Origin of the sequence: Vreelandella lionensis (assembly GCF_002087295.1) — a bacterium.
Classification (GTDB): Bacteria; Pseudomonadota; Gammaproteobacteria; order Pseudomonadales; family Halomonadaceae; genus Vreelandella; species Vreelandella lionensis.
In genome coordinates, this window is the sequence record NZ_MWVI01000094.1 from 1 (window position 1) to 13,135 (window position 13,135).

Sequence of the window (13,135 nt, forward strand, 5' to 3'; positions counted from 1 at the left end):
GGCGCCGGCTTCACGGATTCAGGTTAATGTTAGGTGTTAGCCGTAGTACATCTAACGTTTATTTCTATCTTGATTTCTTCTTATAAAAATAAAGCGAGGTGTTTATGTCTCAGCCGTGCATTATCTGTGTTGCCATTACGGGAAGCCTGCCACGTAAAGAAAACAATCCGGCGGTGCCCATTACCGTTAATGAGCAAATAGAGAGCACCCAGGCAGCCTTTGAAGCCGGGGCCAGTATTGCGCATTGCCATGTGCGTAACGACGATCAAACGCCGTCATCCGACCCAGAAAAATTTGGCCGCCTGATGGAGGGGCTCAAGAAACACTGCCCGGGCATGATTATCCAGCTTTCCACCGGTGGCCGATCTGGGGCTGGCGAAGCTCGCGGCGGCATGCTGCCGCTGAAACCGGATATGGCCAGCCTATCGGTGGGCTCGAATAATTTCCCCAGCCGCGTCTACGAAAATCCTCCCCAACTGGTGGAGTTGTTGGCAGACGAAATGCTCAAGTACAACGTGAAGCCTGAAATTGAGGCGTTTGATCTCTCGCACATCCATCAGGCGGTCGCGCTTTCAAAGCAGGGCAAGTTAAAAGCGCCGTTATACGTTCAGTTCGTTATGGGGGTAAAAAACTCAATGCCCGCCGACAAACACAGCTTTGACTTCTTCATTGAAACACTCAAGCGACTAGCCCCCGACGCCCAATGGTGCGGCGCAGGCATAGGAGCCAACCAATACCGGCTTAACGAATGGTCGATTGCCGCAGGCGGCCATACCCGTACTGGTCTTGAAGACAACGTGCGGATAGATCGCGATACCCTAGCCGCTTCCAACGCCGCCCTGGTCGATAGAACCGTCGCGCTGTGCGAAAAATACCAGCGCCCGGTTGCCACCTGGCAGCAAGCCCGCGACATACTGGGACTGCCAATGGTGTAAGGCTATGGGTAGGTGCTGCTTTAGAGGCAAAACAGTGGCAGTGAGAGTAGTGTGCCGATTTTGTCTATCTCGAAAAGTCCTTTCACGAAAGGGCTTTTTCTTTTGTTTACCCTATATCTTCCAGCAGGCCAGTGCTTAGCGCAAAGGGTGTATTTCACGGCGTCACCATCAAGGCAGTACCTATCCATAGCTGATACCGTGTTCAATAGATAGACGCTCATTGCCGTATACGAGACGCGTGACAGAGGCTGCTGTTTTCGCTACTGTTGGTTAAGGATGATGAGCTTTCCTTGTTTTGACGGCTTTCGACCCAAAGCGGTCATGCCGGGAAATGCAGCGGGCGCGCGAGTTTTGTATATATAGCCTAATTTAAATTAATTTATATAAGAATCATAGGCTTGGGAAAATCTGGTGGGCTGCATTTGCCGGACAAAAGTGCCAGCACGTTCATTCAATCATAGAACGCGCTGTCTAATACGCTGTTATGCACACAAAGTATTTAAGGTGAATTATGGAACATATTGATTGGGGTGATTTTCAAAAGGTTGATATCCGCGTTGGAACCATTGTCGATGTAGAAGACTTTCCAGAGGCTCGCCGACCTGCTTATAAGTTACAAGTGGATTTTGGAGAAGAGCTTGGTATCAAAAAATCTAGTGCGCAGATCACTGATTTATACACCAAAGAAGAGCTGTTGGGTAAGCAGGTGCTGGCAGTCGTAAACTTCCCACCAAAACAAATTGGCCCCATCATGTCTGAATGTTTAGTCACTGGGTTGCACCGGCCTGATGGTTCTGTTGTGCTTTCAACCGTTGATATGGAGCTGCCAAATGGAGCTCGGTTGGCATAACAAGCCGCTCAAATTCGTTCCGGCTGCAAAAAACGCAGCCTACACCGGACTCGCTAACGCTCGCCGTTTAGCGGGGCGTTAAGTGTCAGGGAAAATATGAAGCGCTACACCTACGAAAATACTCTAAAGCAGCAGGCTGATGTTCTGTGTTATGCATTCTCGCCTGATCTAATTGACGCGTCTGAAAATGAACTGAAGCAGTTTTTGCAGGTTCTTTGCCAGCATTTCCCTAAAACCGAAAATGGGGATGGCTTGTTTAAGCCAATGGACAATCAGGCATATATAAATACGTTTAATAATGCTTACTCGAATGTCTTCCGGCTCATCGAAGCAAAACGTACCAAAAGGCGGCACTGGCAAATGTACTGGTTGGCCCTACTAACGTTACTGGTTCTTGCCGTTACATTGGGTAATGACATATACACCAAAAAGCAAAGCAACAGCGATCAATCAACGTCGGCAACACTTAACAAGTCAAAGCACTCGGACTTGGCAAAGCTGTCACCTTTTTTGTTCCAAAAAAGTCGCCAACTTCACCAGGCCGGTGTTTGAGGCGTTAAGTGTAAGGAGGCAAGATGGAAGCCAAGACTACTAAACCGGACCGCATTGAAGTGTCAAATCACTTTTTTCACGACGCGCTAGATTTTCAAATTAGATTCGATCACTGTTTTTTTAGCGATGGCCCGCTTTTCTTTACGCCCAGGTCAAGGCGCGCTAAGTGCTTTATCGATCTTAGAATGGGAATTGAATCAATACTAAAGTCATTTCTCAGTTACTTTCACAGCGGTGATAAAAAAGGCAAGGAACTGGTTAAGTGGGTCGAGAAATACAGCCATAGAGTGCGTGAAATGCTGAAAGATGCCGAGCCTTATCTTCAGCCCGGCTTTAAGGATAAGTACGGAGATCAAATTTTAAGCCTCGATTCTTTACCTGTCGGCCTTAGGTACAGGCTAGACGCATGGGACTTTAGAGGAAATAAAGAGGATTTCTATTGTGACACAGTTGGGTGCGACTCGTGGCTTCAGCTATTGCATGAAGCGCTCAAAGAATTGATACAGTTCATGAACGAAAACCTGAAGCAACATACTAGGATTTTGGGCAGTGCAGAGTTGTGGGATGAACTGGTTGCGCCTCACTATGAGAAGTACACTTAACAAACACATTATGGCGCCACTACGTGGCTGGGACGGCTTGCACTGCGCTCGTTCCTCGCTATGTTACAGCCGCCCCATATGTGGGCGTTAAGTTTCAGGAGGAGTCGTGCGAATCGAAATAGGTACGGAAACGGATTCAGATCACTGCAAAGCAATTACGCATGAATATTATAAGTGCAGAGATGCTTTTGAGAGATTTCGAGTCACAGCGGAAGGGATAATTCTTTCAGGCCAAAATAAAGAAATTTCTTATCGGGCCTATAATGCGTATTCATATTTTATCCATCATTTGTATGAGTTTTTAATGGCTTGTCATGCAAGAGATGCTGGAAATACCAGCATTACTAATAAGCGAGGCCCAGAACGTACAGAGTATCTTGACTTACTGTTAACTGGTGATGCTCACAGAGTTGTTAAAGCAAGGATAGACCGGATTAGCCAAGGAAGAGCCCCAAGTTGGGAAAATCATATTTCTTATTATGAAGGCTTACTGCCAATTCCAGAGAATTTTGGAGAGGGCTTTCGCACTTACAGAAACAAGGTTTCAGGTCACGCCTCATTTGAACGAGTATCCGAATTAAATTTAACGGAATTCTATAAAAAGTATCACCCATACCTTTATCTTCTATACAGGGATGTTGGTGGAATGTGGGGACGTGATCTCGAAGAGTTTCCATGCTTAAAAGACGTAACAAGCTTCTTCGAAACCATCGCAAATGGAACTTAACAAGTCGCGGCATTTCGCAGCCTTCGGTTGCCGAACGCTCGCAAGCTGGCGCCGTTGCGCCAAGCGTTAAAGCGCTATATCAGTGGCTCCTGAAAGGCTGCTCTTGGCCGTTAGCTGACTCAAATACAGCAGCACTCCCTTTATCCAACCACCCCAAAACCCACCCAGCTAAGCTATCCTCCCAACCCTAACCCACCACCGAGACCTCTTCATGCAAACAACACGCATCGTCATCGTGGGCGCTGGTTTGGCGGGGCTGTATGCTGCTTATTTATTGGAACAGCGGGGCATCACCGATTACGTGGTATTGGAAGCGCGGGAGCGTGTGGGTGGGCGTATTGCGTCACTGGTGCCGGATGAGGCCCATGCTTCTGAAGTGTTTGATCTGGGGCCTTCGTGGTTTTGGCCAGGGTTTCAGCACGCGCTGGGGGCGCTGGTGGAATCGCTGGGGCTGTCGTCGTTTGCTCAGCATGAAACGGGCGATATGGTGGTGGAGCGCTCTCACCAGATGCCGCCTGTGCGTATGCAGGGCTTTGCGAATCAGCCGTCTTCGATGCGGCTACAGGGCGGCATGCAGGCTTTGATTGATGCGTTGCGCCAGCGTGTTGAATCTTCGCGACTTCACACCGGGCAGGCGGTTCAGGCTATGTCGCTCAATCGCAATGGCCATGTGGTACTGGCGTGTGCGAGCGGGCAGCGTTACAGCGCGCAGCACGTGCTGCTGGCAGTGCCGCCCAGGTTGGCGGCGCAGGCGATAACCTTTACGCCACCGCTGCCGGAGCGTCTTGCCCACCAGTGGGCCAATACCGCGACTTGGATGGCTCCCCATGGCAAATACGTGGCGCTGTATGCCACGCCTTTTTGGCGAGAGGAGCAGCTTTCCGGAGAGGCGCGTAGCTTGATCGGCCCGCTGGGCGAAATTCATGATGCATCTCATCCGGATGGTCACGGAGCGCTGTTTGGCTTTTTTAGCATACCTGCCAGCGCACGAGCGCAGATAGGCGATGAGGCGCTGCGCCAGCATTGCCGCGCACAGCTAGCCAGGCTGTTTGGCCCGGAAGCGGCTAACCCAAAGCAGGATGTGATTAAAGACTGGGCGCAGGAATCGTTCACCGCTACCCACACCGATCAACAACCTAGCGAGCATCATGGCATGGCACCGCCTGTTCGCGCTGCCGATGGGCCTTGGCAGCCTTGCTTAACCGGCATTGGGAGCGAGTGGGGGGAGCAGTATGCCGGTTACTTGGCAGGTGCCCTTGAAGCCGCCGAACGTGGCGTAGCGGATGTGTTGGCGAAGTAGGGCGCTTGTGCCCAAGCGCTAATCCAGCAGCGATTCGCCCGAGCGCGTGAGCAGCGCTTTTAAGCTAGGGGATTCAAACCGGCGCTGAATGGTAATTGCGTAGAACTCCTCCCATACGCCGGGCAGCGCGCCGTAATCTTTGAGCGTGCCGTTGTGCAGCTCGTCGCGCACCACCACGGGGGGCATAACGGCAATGTGCTGCGTGTCCCGCGCCAGTAGGCGCATCATCGCCATGTCATCTACCTCGGCGGCAATTTTGGGCGTTAGCCGGTAGTGGCTGCACAGCTGGTCAAAGGCGTGGCGAGTGGCGTTTTCCACCCCAGGCAGAATAAACGCGTGACCGCTCAGGCCGTTGGGAAAGCTGGGTGGCGGCGAGAGGTGAGGCGATGCAATCAAACTCACCGGCTGACGTGCCAGGCGTTGCGAGCGCCAGGGGTGTTCGCTATCGCCACGCACGGGTTGGTTAGAGAGCACTACGTCTAACTTGTGAGCAGAAAGCCGCCTTAGCAGGTCATCCATGCCACCGCTTTGCAGTATCAAATCCAGGTCGTCTCGGCCCAGCAGTGGCCGTACAAATCCTTCCTGAAAGTTGCGCGATAGCGTGGCCACTGCGCCTACGCGCACCACCTCGCGGTGGGCGTGGCCGCCTTCAGCAAACAGCGCGCTCAGCTCTTCGCCTTGGGTGAAGATGGTTTCCGCGTAATCAAACGCCAGCCTGCCCGCTTCGGAAAGATGCAGCTGCCGCCCTTCGCGAATAAACAGCGCTTGGCCCAAGCGCTCCTCTAACTGGCGAATTTGCTGGGAAAGCGACGACTGTGACACGTGCAGAGCTTCGGCCGTGCGCGTCAGGTGGCCCGATTTCGCCACTTGCCAAAAATAGTACAGATGATGGTAGTTGAGCTTCATGGCAGAGGGGCCTCAGGCTGCGTGTTGGCTATTCGTTCTGTTTTAAAGAACGATTTATCAAAAATAAACTATTTTTTATATGGTGACGAGCTGGGCATAGTCGGTGGCATACGACTAAGGGGGAAAGGCTATGCCAAATTTCGTCGACATAACGGTGCTATCCATAACGGTGCTATCACTACTGGCGCTGTGGTTACTGGTCCCGGTTTCGCTGTTAGTGATGGCGGGCGTCAGCGCACGGGCCAGCACGCCCGCATCGCTGAAGCGCGCTTGGCAAATAGGCCGCTGGTTAACGGCAAGCGCGCTGGTCGCGAGTCTAGCGGTGGGCGGGCTACTGGTGCTGGATGCGCTGGGTGTACCTACCGGCCTGCCCGAAGCCGCTCAGCCGCTGGGCTTGTATCCGGATGGTTTGGCCGTGTGGATGGCGCTACTGATCAGCTTGTTAGGCACGGTGCTGCTGCGTTTTGCAGAGAACTATCTAAAGGGCGATCGTGGCGAGCGTCGGTTTTTGCCCTGGTGCTTGGTGGTGCTGGCAAGCGTGATGCTGCTGGTCTTTACCCATCACCTAGTCGTGATGCTGATTGCCTGGGTGGGCGTGAGTGTGGCGCTGCACCACTTGCTAACGCTCTACCCTGAGCGGGTTGAAGCCCAACGGGCGGCATGGCAAAAATTTGTGGTAAGCCGCTTAGGCGATGCCGCGCTGATTGTAGCGGTAGCGCTTCTCTACGCACGCTTCGGTACCTTTCAGCTACCTGAGCTGTTTGCGGCCGCTGCGGCGTCCTCTAGCGGCTGGCAGGTGGAGGCCGCCTCAGTGGCGCTGGCCATCGCGGCACTGTGCAAATGCGCCCAGGTGCCGATGCATGGCTGGTTGATCAAAGTCATGGAAGCCCCCACACCGGTTTCCGCGCTGCTGCATGCGGGGGTGATTAACCTGGGGGGCTTTGTGTGGCTGCGTTTGTTCCCGGTGTTTGATGGCCTAACGCTGGGCCACTACCTGCTCATTGCGGTGGGTGGTTTTACCGCACTGGTCGCGGTGATGACGATGCTGACCCAAACCTCCGTCAAGCATGCTCTGGCGTGGTCTACCTGCGCGCAAATGGGCTTTATGCTGTTCGAAATTGGCGTAGGGGCGTACACCTTGGCGCTGGCTCACCTGTTGGCGCACTCGCTTTACAAAGCTCACTCCTTCTTGGCGTCTGGCCGTACCGTGAGGGCCTCGCGCTGTGAGCGCCTGCCGCTTGCGCCGCTGCGTCAGCGCCTTTCTCTTGCGCTGCCTGCGGCCGTCGTCGCGGCGATGGTACTGATGATATGGCCCTCGCTGGTTAGCCATAATCCGCTGCTGGGTGCACTGCTTAGTTTGGCGGTGGGCAGCACGCTGTTGGGCATGCCGGTAGGCACAGCCAAACCCAAGCGTTTAGCGCTGGTAGGAATGGCGCTTACCCTGGTGCCGCTGTATGCCTTGCTACATAGCGTGTTGGCACCGGCGCTGTCCAGCGCCTACACGCCCTTAACACTCACGGCAGGCCTTTTAGGGGCACTGATGCTGGCAAGCCTAGTGCTGGCCGCAGGGGCCGTCACGCTGTTCCCTCAGGCTGCCTGGGTAGCCCGCTGGCGTGTTCACTTTAGCCAGGGGCTTTACCTGGCACTGCCGTTTCAGCGTGCGGTGGATGCGGTAGCCCCCGTTCGTGCCTGGTCGCGTCCTTCATCGCTTGCCCCTGGTTTAAAAGGAGAGTGGTCATGAGTCAGTCTATTGCCGTAGACACATCCTCACACCATTCGTCAGTGCCGTCGCCAGAGCAGTATCGCGATGCGCTAAAGCGCGCGACCGACGCCATTGCCCCGGTGTGGCCGCTGGACCAGTGGATTGCGGTCAACCCCTGGTGGGGCCTGAAGCATCAACCCATTGAGCAGGTGAGCCACGCGCTCAGCCGCCGGGCCGGACAGCCGATGACCATGCCTGCCGAATTTTATCGTAACGCTTGGGAATCGGGCCGGGTTACTCCGCAAGACCTACAGCAGGCGCTGCGCCAAGGCGGCTACGCTTATACCGAGCAGAGCCTAATGAGCTACTTGGCAACACCGCCAAAGCCGGTAACGCCGCTACGCAGCGCCTGGGATTCCCTGGCAGGGCATGATGGGTTTGACCCGCTGGCGGAGAGCTGTGCGAGCTACTTCGATCACCATCAACAGCGCTGGGCAAGCCGTGCTGTGCCTTCGCTTTATCACTTCTGGAAAACGGCGGCACAGCACGATCTGCGCTGGCCTAAAGCGCAGCGCCAGGCGTTACAAGCTCTGCCAGATGACCCCACAGCAGCGGTTGAGCAAATAGCCGAGGATTGGGCGCTCACCCCGGAAGCGTTTGAGGCGCTAGCCCACACGCTGCTGCTACGGGTTAACGGCTGGGCTTCCTGGTGCCAAGGCATTGGTTGGCATACTGCCCCCCAGCAGGCAGAGGCGGGCATTACCCAGCTGGCTGCCATGGTACTGGCATGGGAGTGGATAGGCGTTGACCAGCTCACCAGCATCCAACAGAGCGAGTGGTTTGCCCAGTGGCAAACCGCCGATGCGGCCATTACTTCTCCGCATGAGGCGCTGTGGTGTTGGCAGCACGCCTATGAGTTGGGCTATCAGCGGGCGCTAGCCGCGACGTTAGCCGCGCCGAGTGCCGAGCCTTCCTCCGCTCCCAAGGTACAGGCTGCGTTCTGTATCGACGTGCGCTCTGAGCGGTTTCGTCGCCATTTAGAACAGGCTACGCCTACCGTGGCCACGCTAGGCGTGGCGGGGTTCTTCGCTATGCCGGTGGCCGATGCGGCTACGGGGCCCGAGCGTGCCCAGCCCCGCGTGCCGGGGTTGTTAAAACCTGCTTATCGGGTGGGGCTCGTTGCAGCCCCAGAAGCAGGGCGTTCAGCGCTATCAAAAAGAGAGCCAGCGCCAAAGCGTGCGCCACGCGAAGTACGCGCCGCTTTCAACCTTCACTCTGGTGGAAACAACCGGCATTGCCTGGGGCTGGAAGCTGATTAAAGACAGCCTGCGTAAACAGGCAACCGTGCCCCAGTGCGAAGCGCCCGCCGGGCTTTTCCACACCTACGACGGCGAGCCAATTGCCCGCCATGAAAAAATAGCGCTGGCGAAAAATCTGCTAACGCTGTTGGGAGCCCCCACGGCGTCGCTGCTGGTACTGGTGGGCCACGACTCCCAAAGCGAAAACAACCCACATCACGCCGGGCTTACCTGCGGTGCCTGTGGCGGTCAGGGCGGTGGCATGAATGCGCGGGTGGCCGCTGCGCTGCTGAACGACCCAGAAGTACAGCAGGCCGTACAACACGCAGGTATGACGTTGCCCAGCCCTTTTCACGTATTGGCCGCCACCCACTGCACGCTCACCGACCGCGTGCATGTCTACCGGGATGAGCAGATGCCCGAAGCGCTAGAAGACGCGCTGGCCGCATTTGAAAGCGGTGTACACGTGGCGGGTGAGGCTACGCGTCTTGAGCGGGCACCTGACCTGGGTCTGGATGACGCCGATCCTATCGAGCGGCTGAAAACCTTCGCTATGCGCGGTGCCGACTGGTCGCAACCACGGCCTGAGTGGGGGCTGGTAAATAACGCTGCGCTTATTTTAGCGCCACGGGCGCGTACCCAAGGGAAAGCGCTGGACGGGCGCGCGTTCTTGCACGACTACCGCCCAGAGCAAGATCCGGAAGGTAAGGTGTTAGAGGGGCTGATGATGGCACCGATGCTGGTGGCCAGTTGGATCAACCTGCAGTACTACGCGTCTACCGTGGTGCCTGGGCTGTACGGTGCGGGCAATAAGCTGCTGCACTCAGTGGTGGGTGGCCATGTGGGGGTTATTGAAGGGAATTCGCCCCAACTGCGCATTGGCCTGCCGGAGCAGTCGCTGCGCGATGGCGAAAAGCTTCATCACGAGCCGCTGCGCTTAACCGTGGTGATCGACGCGCCCAGAGAGCGCATCGAAGCGATTATTGAGCGCCAGCCGGTGGTGGCGGATTTAATCAACCACCGCTGGCTGTGGCTTACTCGTATGGGAGAAGGTGGCCTAGAGCGCTATTCGCCAGAAGGCTGGCAGCCGGTTGTCGTTTGAGGGGCCAGCTACTTAGCGCTGAGATCTTCATAGCCGGTCATCTCTAAATAGCCCACGCCGAGCGCTGCCTGTGTGGTGGTGTCGCGCACCGTCACATCGCCTTCCCAGTAGGACACGGTGGTGGGCATCCAGCGGTTGGGGTCGCGGGCTTCAATGGTGAGGTCTAGCCCCGCGCTGGGCAGTGTCAGCTGCCAAGTAGTGGGTATATCGCGCTGGGCCACTCGGCTGGTGGCGAGTGGCGTCAGCGTGACGTGGTCAGTGCCCATCTGTTGAGTCGTGCCTTCAGCGTCAAACAAGTGGGTAAACAGATAGTCGCCGCCGTTCTCGCCACCGCCACGTAAGCGGTACGCCATAAGCTTACGGCCATCGTTCAAATGCAGCGAAAACCAGTCCCAGCCGGTCTGTTCTGCCGTTAATAGCTGGCTGCTCCACTCCCGATCTAGCCAGCCATTACCCGTGACGGCTTTTTGCTGGCCATTGAGCGTGACGCTGCCTTCGATACGTAAAAACGGCTGGCTATAGTAGTGCGAGCCCTGGCCTTGAACGGTTTTGGCGTTAAAACCGTTCTCGCCGTGCCATACCAGTGGGCCTTCTGCTGAAAGCGTTAGCTCGTAGCCAACGCGCTCGCTGCCTTCACCGCTGTAGGCGCTAAGCGTAAATTGCTCAAAGTTGGACGTGGCGGGGCTTTGAAAAAGCCAGTCGTCAATCCACGCTTGAAATGGGGCCGCTATCACACCTGCCTGCCCTTGGGGCTGTTCGCTGTGGCTGCGGGCGCAGCGTTCCGCCGCTAGGTGGGTTTCCCCTTGAGAAAGCCCCATATGCGCCATCCACACTTGGTCGCTGGCCCACGGGGTAGAGGCTGGGCGCTCTTCCGGGGGCACTAGCGCTTGGCGAAACAGCGTCCATTGAAGCCCTAGCGGCTGGTCAGATTCATCTTCTAAGTTAGCGGTGAGATACCACCACTCAATACGGTAATCCGGGTGGGGGCCGTGGTCTTCCGGAAACGCGAGTGGCGCGGCGGCACTGGCTTGGGCATAGCCTTCTGCCTGCGCGCCCAGCCCGGCAAAGCCCTCAGTGGGCGTGTTGGCGTCTTCTTCGCTGCACCCCGCAAGCCCTGCACTAACGCCAGCCGCCGCTGCCATCCATATTGCTAATAAGACGCGCCGCATACGTGGTTTCATGCATCTCCCTCGTTTAGCAGTGCGCGAGGCGAGCTGCGCCATAGTTTCCAGCAGGGCAGCGCGGCGGCCAGTAGCGCCACCGCGATTGCCGTGAACAGCATCATGGCTATTTCACTCGGGAACAGCTGCAGCGGTAGCCGCCAGCCAAAGGCCGCTACGTTGATGACCGCGACCAGCAGGCAGGTAATCGCGATACCGAGTGGCAGGGCAAACAGGCCCGTGAGCAGGGCAAGGCCACCGAGTTGCATCAACGGTAGAATGACCAACGTTCGACGTGGCACGCCAAGCGCCCATAAGGCGGCCAGTTGGCGCTGGCGCTGATGCGCTTGGGCCAACAGCGTGGCGAGCAATGCCAAAGCGGCCACGCCGAGGGTAAGGCCATTTAAAGCGCGGGTAATACTGAAGGTGCGCTCAAAGATCTGCGAGGCCAGCCGCTTCACCTCTTGCTGATTGATCACTGCTTCACCGGAAAGGCTGAACTCCTCCATCAGCGCTTGGCGAAAGCTCGCCTCGTCAGCGCCGTCCCGCAAGGTAACGCCTACGGTGGCCAGCTCGCCCTCAAAACGCCGGGTTAATGCCTCGACGGTCATCACCATTTGTGGCTGGGGGTTGCCGTAATCCGGGTAAATAGCGGCAATGGTGACATCGCTTCGGCCTTGGCGGCTTGCCAGCGTTAGCGTGTCGCCGGGGGCTAGACCTTGCGCGAACGCCATCTGCTCGTTAATAAATACGCTGCCTTGGCTGAGCGCCTGCCAGGCGGCGGTGCTGCTGTGCTGTGTCTCTAGTAGCGGCCAGTGGTCAGTGAGTAGCGGTACGGGGTGAATGCCAAACAAAGAAATGCTGCCCTGAACGGGCTGCTCACTGCCTGAAGCTGAGCGAATACTGAGTAAATCTGTATTGCCCCTGGCAGTAGGCAGAATTTCCAGCACGCTCTCTTGATCGCGCAGCCAGTCGTTGAGCGGGGCTAGGGTAGAGGGCGCGGCATTGATATACAGCGGTGCGCTTAAGCGCTGGTCTAGCCAGTCTAAAAACGTCAGCCGAAAGCCGCCCACCATGCTGCTGACCCCCAAGTTAGTGGCGAGCGCAATCAATAGCGCCATCATGGCCAGCGATAAGCGGGGAAGCTGTAGCTGCATATCCGCCACGGCCCACTGCAGCAGAGCAACGCGACGAACAGCGGCTTGTAAGCCGTTCAATACCGCATTGAGTAGCGGCGGTAAGCAGAGCGCACAGGTGAGTAGCAGCGCCGCGACCAGCCCGAAACTCAGCATCAAGCCGCTGCCGCTAGGTAGCCTGCTCAGCCAAAAGGCCAGCCCAAGGGTAAGTAGGGCCGCTAAACCACCCGCTATCAGCATGCGCCTTAGCTGGCGCTGGTAGCCGCTGCGCCAGGCATAGGCGTGCCCAAGGGCGAGCACGTTAAGGCTTGCCGCTCGCCACAGCGTACCGCTACCGGCCAGCAGTAGGCCGCCCAGCGTGATCGCAATGCTCCCTAGCCAGTAATGCCAGGGCAGGGCGAGTGACTGTTGAACATCTGCCCGGTAGAGCGATGTCAGCGTACTGGCCACATCTGGCAGCAGTTTTCCGGCAAGCCACAGTCCACTGAGTAACCCGGCGGCTGCGCCTATGCCACCCAATACCAGTAACTCAATCAATATGGCGAGGGTAATAGTGGCTGGGGGCGCGCCCAGGGCGCGAAGAGTGCGCAGCGTCGTTAGCCGCTGCTCCATAGCTAAGCCTAGCGCGGCTTGAACAATAAACAGCCCCACCACTAAGGAGAGAAACGCTAGCGCGGTTAAATTGAGGTGGAAGCTGTCGGTGAGCTGTTCAGGAGAGGCAATGCTGGCCGCTCGGGTGATTCGGTAGCCGCTGGGCGGCTGTTCAATGGCATCCGGTGCGCTCACCAAGCTCAGTGTGGCCTGTTCACCGTAGAGTGCAGAGAGCGCGCCGATATCCATCACTAGAGTGTCTGGCGGCAGGTCG

General features: G+C 56.7%; 10 protein-coding genes and 1 pseudogene. 8 read left to right on the forward strand and 3 right to left on the reverse strand.

What is annotated here, in order from left to right:
• Positions 1–104 precede the first annotated feature (104 nt).
• From B4967_RS13875 to B4967_RS13900, 6 genes are all read left to right on the forward strand, one after another.
• Entirely contained in the window at positions 105–935 is an 831-nt protein-coding gene (locus B4967_RS13875; protein WP_083025819.1) for a 3-oxoadipate:acetyl-CoA acetyltransferase, read from the forward strand.
• Positions 936–1,446: 511 nt separating this feature from the next.
• Complete coding sequence (locus B4967_RS13880; protein ID WP_083025821.1) at positions 1,447–1,785, forward strand: tRNA-binding protein; 339 nt, start codon at positions 1,447–1,449, stop codon at positions 1,783–1,785.
• Between the two features lie 96 nt (positions 1,786–1,881).
• On the forward strand, positions 1,882–2,337 hold the full coding sequence (locus B4967_RS13885) for a hypothetical protein (RefSeq protein ID WP_083025822.1): 456 nt from the start codon (positions 1,882–1,884) through the stop codon (positions 2,335–2,337).
• A gap of 23 nt (positions 2,338–2,360) precedes the next feature.
• Entirely contained in the window at positions 2,361–2,939 is a 579-nt protein-coding gene (locus B4967_RS13890) for a hypothetical protein (protein ID WP_207953640.1), read from the forward strand.
• A gap of 106 nt (positions 2,940–3,045) precedes the next feature.
• Entirely contained in the window at positions 3,046–3,666 is a 621-nt protein-coding gene (locus B4967_RS13895) for a hypothetical protein (protein WP_083025824.1), read from the forward strand.
• 211 nt (positions 3,667–3,877) lie between these two features.
• Positions 3,878–4,966, forward strand: a complete 1,089-nt coding sequence (locus tag B4967_RS13900; RefSeq protein WP_083025826.1) for a flavin monoamine oxidase family protein — start codon at positions 3,878–3,880, stop codon at positions 4,964–4,966.
• A gap of 18 nt (positions 4,967–4,984) precedes the next feature.
• Here the strand turns inward: B4967_RS13900 and B4967_RS13905 are convergent, their stop codons facing one another.
• Positions 4,985–5,872 (reverse strand): LysR family transcriptional regulator, encoded by an 888-nt coding sequence (locus tag B4967_RS13905; protein WP_083025827.1) that lies wholly within the window; start codon positions 5,870–5,872, stop codon positions 4,985–4,987.
• A 130-nt stretch (positions 5,873–6,002) separates the two neighbouring features.
• Between B4967_RS13905 and B4967_RS13910 the strand changes: the two genes are divergently transcribed.
• Complete coding sequence (locus tag B4967_RS13910) at positions 6,003–7,613, forward strand: NADH-quinone oxidoreductase subunit L (protein ID WP_083025829.1); 1,611 nt, start codon at positions 6,003–6,005, stop codon at positions 7,611–7,613.
• Positions 7,610–9,974, forward strand: a pseudogene (locus B4967_RS21415) (putative inorganic carbon transporter subunit DabA). The gene B4967_RS13910 and the pseudogene B4967_RS21415 overlap by 4 nt, the downstream one beginning before the upstream one ends.
• An 8-nt stretch (positions 9,975–9,982) precedes the next feature.
• Here B4967_RS21415 and B4967_RS13925 read toward each other — a convergent pair.
• Together B4967_RS13925 and B4967_RS21080 are read right to left on the reverse strand one after the other, a co-directional pair.
• On the reverse strand, positions 9,983–11,155 hold the full coding sequence (locus B4967_RS13925) for a lipocalin-like domain-containing protein (RefSeq protein ID WP_243470603.1): 1,173 nt from the start codon (positions 11,153–11,155) through the stop codon (positions 9,983–9,985).
• Entirely contained in the window at positions 11,152–13,110 is a 1,959-nt protein-coding gene (locus B4967_RS21080) for an FtsX-like permease family protein (RefSeq protein ID WP_340638785.1), read from the reverse strand. The genes B4967_RS13925 and B4967_RS21080 overlap by 4 nt, the downstream gene beginning before the upstream one ends.
• Positions 13,111–13,135: the final 25 nt, after the last annotated feature.